Origin of the sequence: Brasilonema sp. UFV-L1 (assembly GCF_012912105.1) — a bacterium.
Taxonomy (GTDB): domain Bacteria; phylum Cyanobacteriota; class Cyanobacteriia; order Cyanobacteriales; family Nostocaceae; genus Brasilonema.
In genome coordinates, this window is record NZ_QMEA01000065.1 from 17975 (window position 1) to 36421 (window position 18447).

Annotated in this window: 18 protein-coding genes and 1 pseudogene; 9 read left to right on the plus strand and 10 right to left on the minus strand. The window is 42.3% G+C overall.

Annotation, left to right across the window (positions count from 1 at the left end):
• The first annotated feature begins 2 nt into the window (after positions 1 to 2).
• From DP117_RS19120 to DP117_RS19135, 4 genes are all read left to right on the plus strand, one after another.
• The gene (locus tag DP117_RS19120; RefSeq protein ID WP_169219860.1) at positions 3 to 827 is read left to right on the plus strand and encodes a class I SAM-dependent methyltransferase; all 825 of its coding nucleotides are present in this window, start codon (positions 3 to 5) and stop codon (positions 825 to 827) included.
• A gap of 114 nt (positions 828 to 941) precedes the next feature.
• Positions 942 to 1640 (plus strand): hypothetical protein, encoded by a 699-nt coding sequence (locus tag DP117_RS19125; RefSeq protein WP_169219861.1) that lies wholly within the window; start codon positions 942 to 944, stop codon positions 1638 to 1640.
• 456 nt (positions 1641 to 2096) lie between these two features.
• Positions 2097 to 3077 carry an aldo/keto reductase gene (locus tag DP117_RS19130; protein ID WP_169219862.1) on the plus strand — a complete coding sequence of 327 codons (981 nt, stop codon included), beginning with the start codon at positions 2097 to 2099 and terminating at the stop codon, positions 3075 to 3077.
• Positions 3078 to 3192: 115 nt separating this feature from the next.
• On the plus strand, positions 3193 to 4425 hold the full coding sequence (locus tag DP117_RS19135; protein ID WP_339381321.1) for a DUF4336 domain-containing protein: 1233 nt from the start codon (positions 3193 to 3195) through the stop codon (positions 4423 to 4425).
• A 260-nt stretch (positions 4426 to 4685) separates the two neighbouring features.
• Here DP117_RS19135 and DP117_RS19140 read toward each other — a convergent pair whose 3' ends face one another.
• The 4 genes from DP117_RS19140 to speB form a co-directional block, all read right to left on the minus strand.
• Positions 4686 to 4994 (minus strand): hypothetical protein, encoded by a 309-nt coding sequence (locus DP117_RS19140; RefSeq protein WP_169219863.1) that lies wholly within the window; start codon positions 4992 to 4994, stop codon positions 4686 to 4688.
• A gap of 226 nt (positions 4995 to 5220) precedes the next feature.
• The gene (gene rnc, locus DP117_RS19145) at positions 5221 to 5904 is read right to left on the minus strand and encodes a ribonuclease III (protein WP_169219864.1); all 684 of its coding nucleotides are present in this window, start codon (positions 5902 to 5904) and stop codon (positions 5221 to 5223) included.
• A gap of 159 nt (positions 5905 to 6063) precedes the next feature.
• Complete coding sequence (locus DP117_RS19150; protein WP_169219865.1) at positions 6064 to 6327, minus strand: HNH endonuclease signature motif containing protein; 264 nt, start codon at positions 6325 to 6327, stop codon at positions 6064 to 6066.
• Positions 6328 to 7026: 699 nt separating this feature from the next.
• Positions 7027 to 8088 (minus strand): agmatinase SpeB, encoded by a 1062-nt coding sequence (gene speB, locus DP117_RS19155; protein ID WP_169219866.1) that lies wholly within the window; start codon positions 8086 to 8088, stop codon positions 7027 to 7029.
• Positions 8089 to 8247: 159 nt separating this feature from the next.
• Between speB and DP117_RS19160 the strand changes: the two are divergent.
• Positions 8248 to 8981 (plus strand): annotated as a pseudogene (locus tag DP117_RS19160) (DUF4058 family protein).
• Positions 8982 to 9043: 62 nt separating this feature from the next.
• Here DP117_RS19160 and DP117_RS19165 read toward each other — a convergent pair.
• Positions 9044 to 9598, minus strand: a complete 555-nt coding sequence (locus tag DP117_RS19165; RefSeq protein ID WP_169219867.1) for a Uma2 family endonuclease — start codon at positions 9596 to 9598, stop codon at positions 9044 to 9046.
• 167 nt (positions 9599 to 9765) lie between these two features.
• Here DP117_RS19165 and DP117_RS19170 point away from each other — a divergent pair, with 167 nt between their 5' ends.
• From DP117_RS19170 to DP117_RS19185, 4 genes are all read left to right on the plus strand, one after another.
• Positions 9766 to 10758, plus strand: a complete 993-nt coding sequence (locus tag DP117_RS19170; RefSeq protein ID WP_169219868.1) for a GUN4 domain-containing protein — start codon at positions 9766 to 9768, stop codon at positions 10756 to 10758.
• Between the two features lie 207 nt (positions 10759 to 10965).
• Positions 10966 to 11784 (plus strand): NAD(+) diphosphatase, encoded by an 819-nt coding sequence (gene nudC, locus DP117_RS19175; protein ID WP_169219869.1) that lies wholly within the window; start codon positions 10966 to 10968, stop codon positions 11782 to 11784.
• Positions 11785 to 12035: 251 nt separating this feature from the next.
• Entirely contained in the window at positions 12036 to 12299 is a 264-nt protein-coding gene (locus DP117_RS19180; protein WP_169219870.1) for a hypothetical protein, read from the plus strand.
• A complete protein-coding gene (locus DP117_RS19185) occupies positions 12300 to 12815 on the plus strand; it encodes a type II toxin-antitoxin system VapC family toxin (protein WP_169219871.1) in 516 nt (171 codons plus the stop codon).
• Here DP117_RS19185 and DP117_RS19190 read toward each other — a convergent pair.
• The 5 genes from DP117_RS19190 to DP117_RS19210 form a co-directional block, all read right to left on the minus strand.
• On the minus strand, positions 12788 to 14449 hold the full coding sequence (locus tag DP117_RS19190) for an RluA family pseudouridine synthase (RefSeq protein WP_169219872.1): 1662 nt from the start codon (positions 14447 to 14449) through the stop codon (positions 12788 to 12790). The genes DP117_RS19185 and DP117_RS19190 overlap by 28 nt on opposite strands.
• Positions 14415 to 15791, minus strand: a complete 1377-nt coding sequence (locus DP117_RS19195; RefSeq protein ID WP_169219873.1) for a TMEM143 family protein — start codon at positions 15789 to 15791, stop codon at positions 14415 to 14417. Before DP117_RS19195 ends, DP117_RS19190 begins: the two co-directional genes overlap by 35 nt.
• A gap of 471 nt (positions 15792 to 16262) precedes the next feature.
• Entirely contained in the window at positions 16263 to 16952 is a 690-nt protein-coding gene (locus DP117_RS19200; RefSeq protein ID WP_169219874.1) for a carbonic anhydrase, read from the minus strand.
• Between the two features lie 27 nt (positions 16953 to 16979).
• A complete protein-coding gene (locus DP117_RS19205; RefSeq protein ID WP_169219875.1) occupies positions 16980 to 17291 on the minus strand; it encodes a P-II family nitrogen regulator in 312 nt (103 codons plus the stop codon).
• 4 nt (positions 17292 to 17295) lie between these two features.
• Entirely contained in the window at positions 17296 to 18270 is a 975-nt protein-coding gene (locus DP117_RS19210; RefSeq protein WP_169219876.1) for a sodium-dependent bicarbonate transport family permease, read from the minus strand.
• Positions 18271 to 18447: the final 177 nt, after the last annotated feature.

The following is an 18447-nucleotide window of genomic DNA, read 5'->3' on the forward strand; positions in this document are numbered from 1 at the left end:
TTATGTCTGATTTAGAAGAAACGCCCCCATACACCCGGAATCCACTTAGTAGATTTTGTCATCGCGCCCCAGACTATGCAAAGTATCGACCAAGTTATCCAGCAGCAGCCATTGATATCATCCTAGAGGGAATAGAAACCCAGTCCCCAATAGTAGCAGCAGACGTGGGTGCAGGAACAGGAATTTCTGCGCGGCTTCTTGCGGAACGGGGAGTGCGTGTCTTGGCAATAGAACCCAACGCTGACATGAGACAAGCTGCTGCACCTCATCCTCTAGTGGAGTTTCGCGAAGCAACAGCTGAGGCGACAGGTTTAAGCGATGCTTCAGTTGACTTAGTGACGTGCTTTCAATCTTTCCACTGGTTCAATCCACAACCAACTCTTCTGGAATTTAACCGCATTTTGAAACCGTCGGGAAGAGTTGCTGTTGTTTGGAATAATTGGGATAAGAATGATGAATTTACAGCTAATTACATTCACTTGATAGAGACAACATCAAATTACCCTCAAGATGACAAGCATCGTACCACAGTAGAATCCTTAGCTAGTTATCACCTAATTGATATCAAACAGTGTGTGTTTCCCTACAAACAAGATGTAGATTTAACTGGACTCATTGGTTTAACACAGAGTCATTCAATCATCCCGCGTTCTGGAGAAATACTTCAACAACTTATCTCTGACTTGCAACAATTGCACGCACAGTTTTGTGATGAACATGGTATGGTTAGTTTACTTTACAGCACTAGTCTCTTTGTTGCTAAACCAAAACCTCATACGCACAATCATTGCCCCAAAGATATTCCATTTCAGGTAGACACTAATTAGACTTGTCGCTCAACAAAATGTCGGACTCCTTAATGTATCGCATTTCCATGCGTCTGTCCTGCACTTTCCTCAGTCAATGAATATAATTATCTCGATAGTTTGAGGGAGAAAGTAGTGAGTGTAATAAGCCGTAGAACACTTCATCTAGCAACTTTTCTAGCTACCATTATTGTTTGCTATGCTGTCTTTGCAAATGTACAAGCACAACAATCCCCTCCTACACGCAAAGTAGAGCCAAAGCGAGAAATTATACAAGGTTTACCAGCAAACAGAATTGAAGTAACACCTAACAGAGAATTGATGGACCTTTATAAAGCAGACCAAGGAGAGCGTAAACTACTAACAGAAAAACCGGTAATAGACGAACAGGATGTTCGAAAGCTGAACGAACGAGATGCACAAAGACGAAAGCGCGTGTTAGAGTTATATCACGCTAATGCTCTCAAAACTGGTTTAGACTTTTACCACGCAGCCATGATATTTCAACATGGAGATGACCTAGGAGACTATCTGTTGGCGCACGATTTAGCGATTGCAGCTCTAACTTTTAAAGACAAGGGTGCAGAAGAAGCTAAATGGTTAATAGCAGCTACCCAAGACCGTTTGTTGAAGAAGCTGGGACGTCCACAGCGCTTTGGTACGCAACAAATTACCACCAAACCAAACGCAAACAATTTGAGATGCCTCAGCATTTATAACTTAGATAGCTCACCGACAACTGTAACCGATGAACACCGTCAAATACTAAATGTTCCTACCCTCAAGCAAGCGCAGGAAAAACTAGAGGAATTAAATAAAAAATGTAAGAATTGAGGAAGGTTTAAGACTCCAACTACAGTGCTTGCTCTGCTCGTGCCTTCATCATACTGAAATTCTTTTGTTGTTGATACAAACTTAAAAAATTCAGATCAACAGGCGATACGCATGATTGCGTCTGTAGCTTTGCGCGATCAGCCGGAAGCTTAACGCGTCCCAACCGCTGTATCCCCTTGAGACGAGCGCGTATCGCATTACCTGATACACTAAACTCAGAGTAGTTTAAGGAGTCGTAAACTTGCCAACATACAAGCAGTCCAACAAGAGCGATATTCTTTTGTCAGCTATTCATTTAACCAACCAGGTTTAGCCTCAGAGTTCCTTTGTCAGGACTTACGCAAAAATAACGCAATTGGAGTCATTGCGACCGGAGGGAAGCAATCGCAAAGCCTTATTTTTCGTCGCGAGTGCGTAAGTCCTATTTGTGTCATGTAACGGGAAGGTACAGTAAAAATGCAAATTTGTCAAGAACTCTCCCTCCCAAGCATGGGCTGCGGGACTTGGGCATGGGGTAACCGATTGCTTTGGGGATATGACGAAAGCATGGATGACCAGTTGCAAGCCGTCTTTAACCTTTGTGTGAGCAATGGTGTAACCTTGTTTGATACGGGTGATTCTTACGGAACCGGGAGATTAAATGGACGAAGCGAGTCACTTTTAGGACAATTCTCTCAGGAATATCTCGGTCCAGGCAAAGAAAATATTTGCATTGCAACCAAGCTTGCTGCTTATCCCTGGAGATGGACACGTCAATCAATGGTGTCGGCTTGCAAGTCATCTGCCAAGCGGCTAGGAAGAAATGTAGATTTGGTGCAGATGCACTGGTCTACGGCGAATTATGCTCCCTGGCAAGAACGAGGACTTTTGGATGGTCTTGCCGACCTTTATGAGCAAGGACTTGTGAAGGGAGTCGGTTTATCCAATTATGGACCAAAACGGCTTAAACGCGTACATCAAAGATTTGCTGAGCGAGGAGTTCCAATTGCGACTCTGCAAGTTCAGTACTCACTGCTGTCCACGTATCCTGTTACCGAATTGGGGGTTAAAGATGTTTGTGATGAGTTGGGAATCAAACTCATTGCCTACAGTCCTCTTGCTTTGGGGCTTTTGACAGGAAAGTACTCTGAAAAAGGTCCTTTTCCAAAGGGTATTCGAGGTTTGCTGTTTAGGCAGATACTACCAGGAATCCGGCCACTTTTGGCTTGCTTACGAGAGGTAGCACAATCAAAAAACAAAACGGTGTCGCAGGTAGCCATAAATTGGTGTATTTGTAAAGGAACTATTCCCATTCCTGGAGCGAAAACTGTAGAACAAGCAAAGGAGAATATTGGTGCTTTGGGTTGGCAATTAGATTCCGGTGAGATAGCAGAGTTAGATCAAGCGGCTGCGAGTACAGACAAAAAAATGGTGCAAAATATTTTTCAAACTCGATAAAATCTTGCAGAAATCTCGCAATATAGTTTATATGCTCAAAAATTCACTAAACTCCAAATTTTGGAAAGTTAGATAAAAACAGTTTGAGCATGTAGGACGTGCGAAGGAGCGTGAAGTGGCTCAAACTAAGAAGAACGTGCAAGAAACGCAAGGACAACAGACTCATCTAAGAGACTTTTCATGGTCTTTCTGGTTTACCTTGCCACTCTACCCTTTTGGCAAACGGCGGACAATTCGCACAGAAGTGCTGAAAGACACAATTTGGACTTTTGACCAACTTCAAGGCATTTTCTATGTTGTCGTCCCCATTCGGATGACTGTTGTGAAGTTAGATGAAGGGGGTTTGTTCGTTTACGCACCTGTTGCACCAACGAGCGAGTGTATTCGCCTTGTGAATGAATTGGTGGCAGAACACGGCGACGTTAAGTATATCATCCTGCCAACTATCTCTGGCTTAGAACATAAGGTTTTTGTTGGTCCTTTTGCCAGATGCTTCCCGAAAGCACAGGTTTTTGTTGCTCCTAAGCAGTGGAGTTTCCCGCTTAATCTTCCACTCAGCTGGCTAGGCTTACCCCCCAAACGCACTCAGATACTTCCAAAAGATAGCAGCAAAACTCCCTTTGCTGACCAGTTTGACTACGCAATTTTAGATTGTATCAAGCTTGGACCTGGTGGGTTTGCAGAAGTGGCGTTCTTTCACAGGCGATCGCACACACTACTCGTCACAGACTCAGTAGTTTCGGTACCAGAACAACCACCGGCGATCGTTCAATTAGATCCATACCCGTTGCTGTTCCATGCAAAAGACAAAGCGTCTGACATCCTTGAAGATAATCCGACAAATCGCCGCAAAGGATGGCAGCGCATTTCGTTGTTTGCTGTATACTTCCGACCAAGCATGGTGGAGATTATTAGATGGAGTGAGGTATTTTTCAACGCGATCATTGCACCAGAACGCTCAAAGAAAGCTTATTTCGGGTTATTTCCCTTCAAATGGAACTCGGATTGGAAGCACTCATTCGATGCACTGCGAGGAAATGGTCGTTTGTTTGTCGCACCAATTTTACAAACTCTTATTCTCAATCGAGCACCAAGGGAAACTATAAACTGGGCTGAGAAAGTCGCGAGTTGGGACTTTGAGTGGATTATTCCTTGTCATTTTGACTCACTAATCAAAGCACAGCCGCATCAGTTTCGTCAAGCATTCTCCTTTTTGGAGCAGTCTTCTAGTCAGGGGTTGAGCAGTAGCAGTTATCCTTTACCGGAGGAGGATTTTAAGTTATTGAGGGAACTCGATAAGGGTTTAAATAAGTTTGGTATTTTACCGCCCGCGAAAGAGTTGAAATAACAATTCAAAATTCAAAATGGACCGGAGGCTGCGCGGCTGGTGGCGCAGCTGCGTCCCGTGGAGCGATCAAAATTCAAAATTCATAAGGTACAGCATTAAAGACAGTTTGAGTTGGGGTTTCAATCCCCAATTCAAGCTGAGGAGCCAGTGCTGGGTTTCACGACAGCCTGGCATCTGGCGTACTATGTGTAAACGTAGGGGTCTAACCCCCCTTTAATGTACGATCAGCTCCATGTAGGCATTTTTTTCAGAGTTAACTATTAGTTTTCTTCTTTGTTAAACAATTCTAACAAACCAATTGTGCCGACAAAAAAAGTATAAGTACCATATTGTAGCGGCATCTTTTCTCTTGAAGGTGCATAAAAAGCTGCTACAATTCCTTCAATGAAATGGATTGCCATTGCAAAACGCTCAATCCAAAAAATTGGATTTAAGCTGCTTGGTACTTTCGTGTGAGTTAGAACTGCATAAATATTCGATACTTCCAATCCAATTGAACCGGCGATGAGAACTATAGATATAACTTTGACAAGAGTAAAAAAAATGTTCTTTTGATAGTTTAATTTCATGCTGTGTACTAGTAATTTGGTGTCAATTACCCCTAATACCGTTTGATTTTAAGGTTGATACAAATAGGCAGTTCTTAAGCAGGGGAAGCAAGAAAGCAGGGGAGGAAAGAATTACAGACCTATTATCTAATATAATCTTCCAATACAGTTACTGTTAAAGATTTTTGGCAAGATTTGATGATGTGTAGAGCACGTAAATGCTACGTCTCTACATTGCTCACCATCTTCAAAGCAGTTTTCGTTTTTTCAACTGAGTGAGAGCGTCTTCGGCAGCTTTCTTTTCTGCATCTTTCTTGCTGCGACCTTTGCCTTGACCGTAGATTTTATCACCCACATAAACCCTAGACATGTACTCTGGAGCATGATCTGTCCCACCTATTTTTTCTGTGGCATACTTTGGAGGAGTTGTCGCACCATTTGCTTGTGCAAATTCCTGAAATTTATTTTTCGGGTCTAAATCTGAGCGAAGTACAACGATTCCTTGAGGTACAGAGTCAAACAATTGCTCTAGCAAAAGACGAAGTGCTTCAGTATTTCGATTATTGTCTAAATAGTAAGCCCCCACAACTGCTTCAAAAGTGCTGCTAAGAAGGTTTGGATTTTGGTAGCCACCATCTCTGATTGCACCTTGTCCCAAGCGCATTCTAAAGTCTATTCCAACCTCAATTGCAAATTGAGCAAGTTGTTTTTGATCCACGAGTGCTGCTCGTCTTCGTGTCATTTCATCCTCTCCCATTTCGGGATGATGTTGATACAAATATTCACCACTAATGAAATTGAGAATTGCATCGCCAAGAAACTCTAATCGTTCGTTATCTCCAATGTCTTCAGGATTTTCATTAACGTAGGAGCGATGAGTTAGCGCACGACGAAGAAGTTTTTCATCATTGAAAATCAAAAGTTTATGCATTTTTTCCCTCACTCATTCATCAAGAATACGATTTAAAAACAATACTGCTATATTGTGGTGGATAAAGACTATTCCCACGAGATTTGTTACATGACGAGGTCTTCCACGTGAGAAAAACAGCCAGCCTTATGATCACGAGTACCCGTATGCGCCGACAGATCAACCAGACAAAGGAGCCAGTGCGCCCTTGCGGGTTTCCCGACAGTCCCGCACCTGGCGTGCTGGCTGTTTTTCTAGGGGACAAATGCGTGACAAACAAGCAAGTCGTAGATTTTCTAACGAGTCAGAACCACCATGACTTTTGGGTTTTAGGTGGTCAAGGGTTAGCTTTTCAAAGGGTAAATAGCACCTACACCACCAACAGCACAGTCCATATTCACAAACAAGTTGAACCTTCTTGTTGCGTCTTTGTTTAGAATTCATTATTGAATTTCCTTTACTACAGATTTGAGTAGCATCGGAATATCAAATATGGAAATTCAGGTCTTGCATCATTCTCAACAAGACCAAAAAACCGGGTTTCTTAACTAAAAATCAACGTTTCTAGATTGTATGAGTTGCAAGAAACCCGGTTTTTGAAGTTCGTGTAAAATCTCAGCAAAGAAACTTTGCTTAAAGAAACAAGAAACTTTTTTTCCTCGCTTAACGATAAACGTCTCAAGCGTACTACCTTCAAATCTCAAACCAGTGCATATCCAATATGCTGAACTAGCAGTTATTTGAGAGCTTCACCTCAAATCTCAGATAAATGCTAAACCAGAATACTGGATATACATTGGTCTGAGGAATGAAGGTAGTACCCATGAGACGAACATCTAAGCTTTGATATTCATCTGCAATGACTCAGTATACGCACAAGCAAGATTTTTTGTCAAGATTAGTGATTGAAAAGCATTTAGATGAGTAATATCTCACAATTGAGACACGGTTAAAGTGTTTTCAGTGACCGCATCATATCAACCTCAGGCGATTCCTACGGAGAGCTACGCTTAACGCCACATTTCAACTATCACCGATTTCTAGGACTTTTGAAATGTTTAGATTGGCAAGCTCGCAATGCTCAATTCGCCCTGGTCTGTACTTCAGAATGTGATTAAAGAGGTACTCTCAAGAATTGAGCCATTACTTTTTTGAATCAAGACTTATCATCGCTCTTGATAAATCCATCAAATTTGCCAGCTTAAAAACAATCCGCGCACCAACATTACCATCCCACTCAGCATCACCAACTTCACAGACATCAAAGCCAATAATTTTTCTACCACTATTTACCAATTCACGGAACAAACAAAAACTTTGCTCTAATTCCAATCCACCAGGAACAGGAGTCCCTGTACTCGGACAGAGTTTTGGATCTAAACCATCTACATCAAAGCTAATATAAACATATTCAGGTAAGTGACTGATAATTTCTCGACACAAGTCAATCCAAGTCGTTCCTGAGTACAACTTTTGTTTAATAGCTGGGTCATAATAAGCAACAATTCGACCATTTGATTGGTCAATCATTTGCACTTCATCATGACAAATATCACGCAACCCTACCTGCACTAACTTGGAAATTTGTGGTAGTTTCATCGCATTAAACATGATGGATGCATGGGAAAACTCAAATCCCTCATAGGCATCGCGTAAATCCGCGTGTGCGTCAATGTGCAAAATGCCATAGTTTGCGTAATTGGCTGCTAATGCTTGGAAGTAACCTAATGGTGAACTGTGATCCCCACCAATCACCGCGACTCGTTTCCCTTTTTCAATTGCTTCTTTCGAATTTTCAAATAACCATTGATTAACTTGCTGACAAGCTTGATTAATTTCTGCCAATACAGGTGTTAAATCTGGTGTCTCTGTCAGTGGTTTACCTTGTTCTAATCGCTCAATAATTTTTGCAGCTAAGGCGCGATAATATTCGTTCTTCTCTAAAATATCCTGAGGAATTTCCACCATGAAAATTCCCTGCTTCCATCCATCAGGATGATCGAAATCAAACAAATCTAGTTGCGGCGAAGCATCCAGAACCCGTTGTGGTCCGTTAGCAGTTCCTGCACCATAGGAAACAGTTACTTCCCAAGGTATACCAAAGACAATCAAGTTTGCACAGTCGTAATCGAATGGTAAACCAAAGAGGTTACCATTGATTTGACCTATGCCGCTGGGATTATAGTCTTGGAGTTGATGACTCATTGATTCTGTTCTGGATTTACGTGGGCAGATAAAACCGGGTCTGGTGGACACTTGACCATAGTAGCGCAGGTTATGAAGAGGAGATAAAATAGCTTTTGTAGCATAGATATAAAGCTGTTTCCTATTTAAAGTTTTACCATGCCCTCTCCTTTACCTGGCATGAATCCTTATCTGGAAAATCCAGAATTCTGGTCAGAATTTCACAGCCGCTTTATTGTCGCAACTGCTGATGCACTTGATGATTGTCTTAGTCGAGATTACCGTGTTGCTGTGGAAAAGCGGGTTTATCTGAGCGAAGCTGGGGAAAGTTTATTAGTTGGCATTCCAGATGTGTCTGTGACTGCTTCTGCGCCGAATAAAACTCAAGCCACAAATCTTGCTGCGGTGATTCAACCTCTTAACATTGAAATTCCAATTGCTGAGGAAGTCCAAGAGCGTTATTTGGAAATTCGTGAAGGTGCCACAGGAAACGTAATCACTACCATTGAACTGCTATCACCCAAAAATAAACGTACTGGTGAAGGACGTATTGCTTATCTGCAAAAAAGACAAAAGATTCCACTACTGCTACTCACTTAATTGAAATTGATTTACTGCGGGGTGGTGAGCCTTTTCCTATGATTGGTGCAATTGCATCAGATTACCGCATCTTAATCAGTCGGAGTCCTCAACGTCCAAAAGCACAGCTGTACGCCTTTAGCTTGAGACAGCCAATACCCGCTTTTCCAATTCCTCTGCGTACTGGAGAACAAGAGCCATTACTAGAATTACAACCGTTGTTACATCGAGTGTACGATCGCGCTAGGCTAGAACTTGCCATTGACTACACTCAGCCTTGTACTCCGAAGTTATCCGCAGAAGATGAGGCTTGGGTAAGCAGTTTGGTACCGTAAAAAATTGTCCTGGGGTTGAACTTTCCTGAGAAGCATTTGGGTACAGGTTATACACTCCTCAATTAACCTACTTTCAACCACCCAAAAACCTGCTCAACCGTCAAATCAAGCGTTAAGAATTTTGGTATTGATAAAGAATTGCTACCAGTTAATTCCACAGGTTCTTGTCCTGGAATAAATGCCAATATTAATCGCTCATCTGGATCTATCAACCATCCTAGTTGAGTACCATATTTAAGACAGTGCAAAATGTTGCTAATGACTTTAGTTGCCCTTTGATCAGGTGAGAGAATTTCTACCGTCCAATCAGGATAAATTTCAAAAGTGTTGAGTACTTCGCCATCCGCATCAAACGGAATTCGTTCCCAGACAAATACTGTTGCATCAGGAACTATCGAACGCCCGCCAAATGTACAACGCAATTCTGGAAAAGCTAAGGCAATGTGCGGCGTTTCTGCAATTTGATTGATCGCATCACAGAATTTGAGCTGTAGGCGCGAGTGTTTGCCTTGAGGCATAGGCTTTTGGTGAATTTTTCCGTCAACAAATTCGCTAGCAGGCTTGGTTTCTGGCAGTTTGAGAAATTCTTCGAGGGTAAGGGACGCTGCTGTTGTCATCACCTTGGATTGCTGGGAATTAGCGCTCTGTCAAAATTGTATCGTTTTTGCAGTCGATAGGCTTAGATTGTGGCTACTGTCCATTACAGAAAGATGTACTTAATTACACATTTTATCTTTTTTTAAGTATAATTACTGAAAAAAAGTGTACAAATAAATATCGCAGGATGTCTCATCAAGCTGAATTTGACGTTTTTTTTGCTCACAATAGTCAGGATAAGCCTGAAGTCAAAGAAATCGCTAATCAACTTAAGCAACGTGGTCTTAAGGTGTGGATAGATGAAGAGCAAATCCCACCAGGAAGACCATTTCAGGATGAAATTCAACAAGCGATTCCTAATGTTAAAGCCGCTGCTATATTTTTGGGATCTAGTGGCTTGGGTAGATGGCAAACTATGGAACTACGAACATTTACTAGTCGATGTGTAACTGCCAACATTCCGGTCATTCCAGTCTTACTGCCAGGAGTTGATAAGATCCCAGAAGATTTACTTTTTCTCCAAGAACTAAATTGGGTGAGTTTTACTGAAAGAGTAAATGACTCAGAAGGTTTAAACAAGTTAGAGTGGGGAATTACACAACAAAAACCACAAATTTCACAAAATGAAGAAATTATCTCGGTCGAAGAAGTAAGTTACTATTCTAAATTAGAAAACTTACTGTTGCAAAGTAAATGGCAAGAAGCCGATCAGGAAACTAAGAAAATTTTACTTTTTTCATTGGGAAAAAAGTTAGCTCAAAAACTAGGAATAGATGAAATAAGAAATTTATCAGATGAAATTGTTTTTAATATTGACAATTTGTGGAGAGAATATAGTAATCAACACTTTGGTTTTAGTGTACAGAAAAGTATTTGGCAGAACATTTCATCCTCAAAGCGAAACTTTAGCTTGAAGAATTTTTTTACTAAAAATATTCAAGTTAATAATAATGATAAAGATAATTGGTATAAGTTTGCTATATGTGTAGGTTGGTATCAAAAAAACAATAAGACAGGTAAAGGTGAATGGATTCAATACAAGAATCTTGATTTCACACTGGAGTCTCCTAGAGGATATCTTCCATACTTCCGGGATTGGTGGAAAGGTATGCGTTATCAGTATGAATCCGAACGTTTCTTTGCGCTAATGCAGCGAATCAACAGGTTTACTAAAACATAACTTGGTTTAACAGTGATTACACTGAAGCAACCCCCTACAGTCGCCATTCAGTTTGGCGACTCATTCAGATTGTTTCTAACCTAGTTCGGGATAAGCTGAAACCCTAACCCTCATTGCACGGTTGCTTGATTCTAGGATCTGTCAACGATCGCCTCCCACTCGTGCTTAATGGTGATGATACGATTAAGGCAATTTTGTTCTACTGATATGCATCAAACCTTTATTCCTGGCATTACTCCACCCACAGTACAGTCTGAACCCTCCTGGTGGTTTGCGTTTGTTGGCAATAAGTTACTGGTTCGTCCCGAAGAAACGGTTAACCAAATTCCCAATCTCATCAGTCTGGCAGAAATTGGTTTGAAACCAGTGCGAACCCAATTCCTTGGCACCTTGGACAATCAGCCCTGTTACTCGGCAGAACTGCCTAAAGATGCAATTGTCCCCGATGGAATGACTTTGCTGGGATTGCGCGAATTGTACGGAACATTAGATGATGAGTTGTATGCAGTGTGCGGTCGCGCTATTCAACTCGTAGAATGGGATCGCACTCATCAGTACTGTGGACACTGCGCGACTGGGACAACCCAATTACCTCATGAGCGTGCCAAGCGTTGCCCTAAATGTGGATTAGTTAATTATCCTCGCCTCTCGCCTGCGATTATCGTTCTCGTCTCTCGGGGTGAAGAAATATTGTTAGGTCGCGCCCCTCGGTTTCCACCTGGGATGTACAGTGTGCTGGCTGGATTTGTGGAACCGGGAGAATCGTTAGAAGAAACAGTGGTGCGCGAAGTTCGGGAGGAAGTGGGGATTGAGGTGAAAGATATTCGCTATTTTGGCTCGCAACCTTGGCCGTTTCCAAACTCGCTTATGATTGGATTTACAGCTACTTATGCAAGTGGTGATATTGTCATCGAACCGGAAGAGTTGGTGGATGCTGCTTGGTTTAGTAAAGACAATTTACCACAAGTTCCTCCTAAGCTCAGTATTGCCCGGAAGCTTATTGACTGGTTTGTCTCCACTCATTAAGCTATTTCCCTGAATATATGCTTTTTATACCAAAAAAAACGTGGTTGCCTCATTGTCAAAATGGCGTTTTTGCCTGTAATTGAAGAGTCTGTCCAGATTGCGGATGCTTAAAAGAAAGTTCCCTTGCGGGCAGATGTAATCGACTTGCTTTTGCATGACATCCATAAAGTCGGCTCATACTAGAATTTTGAGGAGTGTAGAGTTTGTCCTAAAATCGTAGACAAACTCATCTTAGTTAAACCTAAAAACTGATGACACAAGCAATTCTTAACCAAATTCTAGATCAACTTGAAGCGCTTGCTCCAGAAGAATTACAGCAGCTTAACCAGGTTATTCAAAAGCATCTTGCTGCTAAAGAAGCAGCTGTTCAACAGACCAAATTTTATCAAGTCCTGTTAACATCTGGCTTAGTCAAACAGCTCAAGCAACCCTCCCAGAATCGACAAACTGAACGGCGACTTATTCAAATTCAGGGTACACCTGTTTCTGAGACAATTATTGAGGAACGCCGCTAGATGGCAGTTTATTTTGTAGATAGCAGCGCCTTGGTGAAACGCTACGTTAGCGAGATAGGTTCAGCATGGGTTGTGAATTTGTTTGACCCTGTATTAAACAACGAAGTCTTAATTGCAGCTATTACAGGTGTTGAAATTGTTGCTGCGATGACAAGACGGGCGCGTGGTGGCAGTATCAGTGTGACAGATGCGACAGCAGCGTGCAATCAGTTCAGGAGTGACTTATTGTCTGAGTACCAAATTGTAGAAGTCACGGAAAATATCATCAACTCTGCAATGGCATTAGCCCAGGCGCGGGGATTACGAGGTTACGACGCAGTTCAGCTAGCTGCAGGTTGTGCGCTAAATATCCTCTGCATAACTCACGGCTTGTCCGGTGTGAACTTTGTATCTGCTGACGATGAATTGAATAAAGCCGCCGCAAGTGAAGGGCTGATAATTGAAAACCCCGTAAAAGGAGGAATTCTCACTTGGTGTAAATTGCCGCATCAAAACGGTGTTTTTGCCTGTAGGTGAAGAGTTTGTCCAGATTGCGGATGCTTAAAAGAAAGTTCCCTCGCGTGCAGATGTAACCGACTTGCTGCTGCACGACATCCATAAAGGCGATCGCCTAAAATTGGTACTCCAAGTCCTCTCGCATCAGCAGCATGAACTCTCAATTGATGGGTGCGTCCTGTTTGCGGCATAAACTCGACACGAGTGTACTTTCCCTCACCTGCTATTACCTGAAAGTGAGTCACGCTGGGTTTTCCATACTGCCAATCAACTTGTTGATAGGGACGATTCTGAGGATTTCCCCATAATGGTAGTTCAATCATACCTTGGTCAGTGGTGATCAAATCGGAAAGCACTGCTTCATATATCTTACAAACCTGTCGTTGCTGAAACTGCTGACTCAGTTGACGATAAGTTTGTAAATCGCGAGCTAACAAAAGAATACCAGACGTTTCCTGATCCAACCGATGCACGGTGGTAAGCCCCGTCCCATCTGGTAACAGCTGACGCAAACGACTAAGAACACTGTCTTGAGTGTCAAAATAACGACCTGGAACAGACAGTAATCCTGCGGCTTTGTTTACGACAATCAACCATTCGTCTTCATACACAATAGGTAGTGTTTGCTCAGTCGTGGAAATCTCTGCATTGGACTCGCTTTGAGATAATCCTGACAGCAGAAACCCCATCAATGGCTGACAGCGCTCTGCACAAGCTCCGTAGAATTCTCCTTGAATGTTATGCGAATCAGTAGAAGACGAACCCCACCAAAACTCTGCCATTGCCAATGGTTTGAAATCATGCGTTGCTGCATAGTGGAGTAGTTTTGGGGCACAACAGTCTCCTGTTCCGGTAGGTGGACCTTTTGGTATCAATTGCTGCAATGATAGAGATTGTCCTAAAAAATTCATGAGGGTGTAAGCAGCGTGCATCTGCGCTTGGAGTTGGCGAGACATTTCTTTACGCTGTTGTTTTAGTTCCCGAATTCGCGTGTCTGCTGCTGAAATCAATTTTTGAAGCGGTTGTAACTCTCCGGCGCGTTGGCGTTTCAGTTGCTTTCGTTCAATTCCTTCTCGGCGACTTTCTTCGTTGAGTTGTTCAACAGCAACAGCGAGTGCTTCTCCCGCCAGTGTTTTACAGAGTATCTGACGTTTTTCGTGTCGTTGGTTTTTGAAAACTTGATGGCGATCGCTCATTTGTTGCAGACGCAATTCAAACTCACGAGATCGGGTTTCATACTGTAGTCGTTCGGGAAGTTGCTTGAGGGTTATAAGTTCCTGCTTGATAGTATCTAATTTAGCCAATGTGTGGGTTTCTTCCAAGACAACTTGCTCTCGTCCTGGAATCGGCGGTACCCAACCCTCAACTACGCTGTTGCCATTGAGAAGACCTGAGAAAGCTTTGAGTATTTTTTGTTCACCAGAAGGTAGTTCAATCAGTAATACCCCGTACATCTTTCCTTCAGAGGAATAACGGTTATTAGTGGCAAGGTGTTGCATTAAACTATAAGCGATCGCCTCTGCCAAAGCAGTGCGAGGCAGTCTTAGTAACTCACCACTTTGAGGACAACGCCCTTGATACCAATAGCTAGGCGATGAGTCGTTGACTACACAATTGTAGTCAATGAAATCTGAGAGAGGATGCAGGACTACCATACAAGGCTATGCCGTTATATTGGAAGGCATTATCCCAAACATCATCAATGACTGCCAAGGCATTCTCTAAGGGGAGAACGTGACAAAATCCTTGGTTATCGTAAGTTAGTAAAGGCAATTCATGTGCGCTGTCCGCTTCAGATGTATTTCGCACTGTTTTGCCACGAATTTCTTCGAGATTATTCAAGGGACCGTGGATGTCAAAATCAATCTTGGTGCCCAGCTTTTTCTCCATCCAACACTCGATGCGAGAGTCTAATTGTTCTGGATTCAGCGGAGTCGGACTGGTCAACAGATGATAGTATACCAGAATGATTTCCTTACATTCCTCTTCCTCAGCAATATCGATCAGCGTCTGGAAGACGCCGGCATTGTTGGCTAAATTTTTGAAGAAAAGCGTATCTGTCACATCTTTTTGGAATTTGATTTTTTTGTTTTTGTAATTGGTGTATTGCTTGAAGGCAAATCCGCCTAAGGCGATCGCCAATGATAGTGTTGCGACTAAAATGGGCAACACATTTTGGATTTTATCCCGTTCTACATGTAGTGGTTCGACCAGGGATGTCGCATTGAGCACGAGTAAAATTGCTGCGATGAGTAATAACAGATTCGGCAATGTTTTTAAGAGCAGGGGAATTCCAGCTCCAATTGCAGGAATTCCAAATAGCAGCTTATCTTTCCAACTCATACTGGTGGCTACATTAGGAAAGAGCAAGTCAATATCTAGTTTTGGAATATTTTTATAGAAGTAGACATACATTTTACCTGGAGTAAATTTCAGTTCTTCCAACTTGACTTTCTTCGCACTAAAGTAAGCTTCTTCTTTGAATTTAATCAGCAAGACAATTCGTTCAAAAATATCAATTATCTTTTCTTCTTGCCAAAAAAATAATTTTTTCACCGAAATTTTCTTGGAAATATCGCCTTGGTAATAGCACAGAAAGCGCTCAAAGTCCTCGAAATCTACCTGAGTTTTCAAATCAATCAGAGATGCCTTACCTACAGATTCTTTGACTACCGATTCAGATAAAGGAATGTAGTTGGCTCTTTCTAAAATATGCTGAAATGCATCAACCACTTTTAACTCCATTTCGTCGTATTGGTCAAAGCTTGGTTGAGTGAGTGGTTGAATTTCTGTATTAGGGTCGAAGGGTATGTAGTTATCTTTGACAATTTCCTGCGTTTTATGAAAGCGAAAATGGTAATACGCGGATAGGATTTGGCAGAAATTTTTAAATTTTTCAGCATCAGTTGCACTGAGCTGACCATCTTGCAGGCAAAGTTGGATGATATCGGTGCGACTGTGGGGAATGAACGCTTCTCGATTTTCGTAAACTGCCATAATTTTAAATCAATCGGACTAATAGGTTTGTGTACGCCACAGGTCAATGTCTTTGCCTGACTAAAATATGGCGATAAATGTACATAATACACTTATATAGCTCTCAATTACTAGTATCTTGAGTTCGGAACCTAGTAACCGTAGAGCAGTCAGCTATGGGGAGAGATTCCAGGCATACTCCAGTGGTGTTTTGAGAGGAACATTCCAAAGATAAGCAGTCAAACTATGTCCAAGCTGACCTCTTTACTCATTCACCACTTGCACGCTCCGTATTCATAGCTTTTGACTCCTGACACCTTCGTTTTTTTCTTGTCCAACATTCCCCTTTACAAGTGAAAAGGTGCCGGAAGCGAATAGAGGCAAACTACGACTTTCAGGTAATATAAATTACTTTCAATAGTCAATTCCTAATTGTTCTGTGGAGAAAGAAACACTGCTGATCTGGGGATTAGGAGCAGTGTCTACTCCACATTAAGTGATGATACTCACTTTCCCTGTATCCAAGTCATAACGACCTCCCACCAGTTTCAATTTACCAGATTCCAATCGTTCAGTTAAAAGCGTTGATCGCTTCAATTGTTCAATTTGATAATACACATTTGCAATCACAGCGTTTTCAACCGCGTCGCCCGACTGATCTTTAACTCTTTTGATTGCTGGCTTAATTGCCTTAACAAAGCTACCAATCTCACCGAGTAGCGCTTGGTTTTGTACGGCTGCAGTTACTGCCCCGCATCGTTCATGACCAAGTACCATCAACAGAGGCGTGCCTAGAAGAACAACAGCATATTCAATACTACCAACTGCTTCAGGCGTGGCAATATTTCCGGCAATACGAACATCAAAAATGTCTCCGATGCCTTGATCAAAAACAATTTCTGCAGGCACCCGTGAATCCGCACAGCTGAGGATGGTGACAAATGGATATTGAGCTTGAGCAACTTCGTGCAACCGCATCTGGGATTGATCCGGGTGTCGGGGTTGATGCTGGACAAACCGCTGATTTCCTTCCATCAGCTTTTGCAATGCGCCTTCGGGAGTGAGTGCCTGGGGCAGTTCAGCAGCTTGAACAGGTGAAATTTGGCACAGCAAGTCACTAGCAGTGACCATCAAACCAAATGCTCCCGTGGCTCCCAACTTTAAGAAGTCACGACGTTCCATGAAACGCTTTCTTTGGTTCATGATTTTTTACATTGACGCGACACATTTTACAGAGCTAATCTCCATGACATCCGAGATGTAACAGGTGCCTCCAAACCTATTGAGCAGAGGTCTGATGTTTTCCACAACAGGCTTGATTTGCTCAGGCATACAGAACGCGATGATGTAAACATTATCGAGCATCGTCATGTCTAAATCTTCTGTTGTTCCTCGTAATCCTTTGCCAGCAACATTTCGGATGACAACATGACCGTTTACACCTGATTTGTCTAAACCATCTAAAATTTTACCAAGCTCAAATGAGTTGGCGATAATTTCTATTTTTTTGACTAGGTGCATATTATTACCTCCAAAACAGGTTAATTCCGTACAGATATAGCGGAATTCCCACAATAATATTGAACGGGAATGTGACTGCCAGAGCCGTAGAAACGTACAAGCTGGGATTCGCTTCCGGAACAGTCAAGCGCATGGCTGCGGGGACAGCGATGTAAGAGGCGCTGGCGCATAGTACGGCGAACAAGAGTGCATCTCCTTGAGAGATACCAAGGAATTTGGCAATTAATAACCCAATAGCTGCATTCAGTATTGGAATCAGTATTGCAAATGAAATCAGGAAAAATCCTGTTTTTTGCAAGTCTTTAATTCTTTTGGCAGCAACCAATCCCATATCCAGTAAAAAGAAGGTGAGAACTCCATAGAACAATCCCTGAGTAAAGGGTTCCAAAACCTTCCAACCGTGTTCTCCCGTCAAGAATCCAATCAGGACGCTACCGACTAATAGAAAGACTGAACTATTCAAAAACGCGTCTCGCAAGACTTCAGGCCAGACAATTTCTCGCGGCTTTTCTTGCTCGACGGTAAATAGATTTACCAGGATGAGACCAACAATGATAGCTGGAGATTCCATCAAGGCAAGAGCTGCTACCATGTAGCCATCAAAAGCAATGCCAAGTTCAGTTAGAAAAGCACTCGCTGTGATGAAGGTGACAGCACTGATAGAGCCGTAAGTCGCGGCGATCGCTGCAGCGTCATAAATATCCAGCTTCAGCTTTAAGATAAAAAAGGTGTAAATCGGGACAAAACAAGCCATCAAGACTGCTGCCAACAGTGTCAGGAGTATTTCCTGAGTGATGCCACTTTTCATCAGTTCTACTCCTCCCTTAAACCCAATCGCAAACAGCAGGTAAAGGGAAAGAAGTTTGGGTGCCGGCGGAGGAATTTCCAGATCAGACTTGACAAAAACGGCAGTCATCCCTAAAAAGAAAAACAGAACTGGTGGATTCAGAATGTTGAATACGATCAAACTAGCATCCATGTCCATTCCTCCTCGTAGTGATGCAACCTAAAATTAACAAAACTTTGCATTGTGAAAAACTTATGTAACCCTTGGATCATGATGTATCGCGTACTGTGACCTTATGTCAATTGGGTAACGAAGAGTGAACTACCACACACTGCCCTAACGGGTCAGTGTGGGCTTCTCAAATCCCCG

What these genes read in the sequence shown, in the direction of transcription:
- DP117_RS19120 (WP_169219860.1), top strand. Translation starts at nt 3, where the DNA reads ATGTCTGATTTAGAAGAAACGCCCCCATACACCCGGAATCCACTTAGT.
- DP117_RS19130 (WP_169219862.1), top strand. Translation starts at nt 2,097, where the DNA reads ATGCAAATTTGTCAAGAACTCTCCCTCCCAAGCATGGGCTGCGGGACT.
- DP117_RS19140 (WP_169219863.1), bottom strand. Translation starts at nt 4,994, where the DNA reads ATGAAATTAAACTATCAAAAGAACATTTTTTTTACTCTTGTCAAAGTT.
- rnc (WP_169219864.1), bottom strand. Translation starts at nt 5,904, where the DNA reads ATGCATAAACTTTTGATTTTCAATGATGAAAAACTTCTTCGTCGTGCG.
- DP117_RS19150 (WP_169219865.1), bottom strand. Translation starts at nt 6,327, where the DNA reads ATGAATTCTAAACAAAGACGCAACAAGAAGGTTCAACTTGTTTGTGAA.
- speB (WP_169219866.1), bottom strand. Translation starts at nt 8,088, where the DNA reads ATGAGTCATCAACTCCAAGACTATAATCCCAGCGGCATAGGTCAAATC.
- DP117_RS19165 (WP_169219867.1), bottom strand. Translation starts at nt 9,598, where the DNA reads ATGACAACAGCAGCGTCCCTTACCCTCGAAGAATTTCTCAAACTGCCA.
- DP117_RS19170 (WP_169219868.1), top strand. Translation starts at nt 9,766, where the DNA reads ATGTCTCATCAAGCTGAATTTGACGTTTTTTTTGCTCACAATAGTCAG.
- nudC (WP_169219869.1), top strand. Translation starts at nt 10,966, where the DNA reads ATGCATCAAACCTTTATTCCTGGCATTACTCCACCCACAGTACAGTCT.
- DP117_RS19180 (WP_169219870.1), top strand. Translation starts at nt 12,036, where the DNA reads ATGACACAAGCAATTCTTAACCAAATTCTAGATCAACTTGAAGCGCTT.
- DP117_RS19185 (WP_169219871.1), top strand. Translation starts at nt 12,300, where the DNA reads ATGGCAGTTTATTTTGTAGATAGCAGCGCCTTGGTGAAACGCTACGTT.
- DP117_RS19190 (WP_169219872.1), bottom strand. Translation starts at nt 14,449, where the DNA reads ATGGTAGTCCTGCATCCTCTCTCAGATTTCATTGACTACAATTGTGTA.
- DP117_RS19195 (WP_169219873.1), bottom strand. Translation starts at nt 15,791, where the DNA reads ATGGCAGTTTACGAAAATCGAGAAGCGTTCATTCCCCACAGTCGCACC.
- DP117_RS19200 (WP_169219874.1), bottom strand. Translation starts at nt 16,952, where the DNA reads ATGGAACGTCGTGACTTCTTAAAGTTGGGAGCCACGGGAGCATTTGGT.
- DP117_RS19205 (WP_169219875.1), bottom strand. Translation starts at nt 17,291, where the DNA reads ATGCACCTAGTCAAAAAAATAGAAATTATCGCCAACTCATTTGAGCTT.
- DP117_RS19210 (WP_169219876.1), bottom strand. Translation starts at nt 18,270, where the DNA reads ATGGATGCTAGTTTGATCGTATTCAACATTCTGAATCCACCAGTTCTG.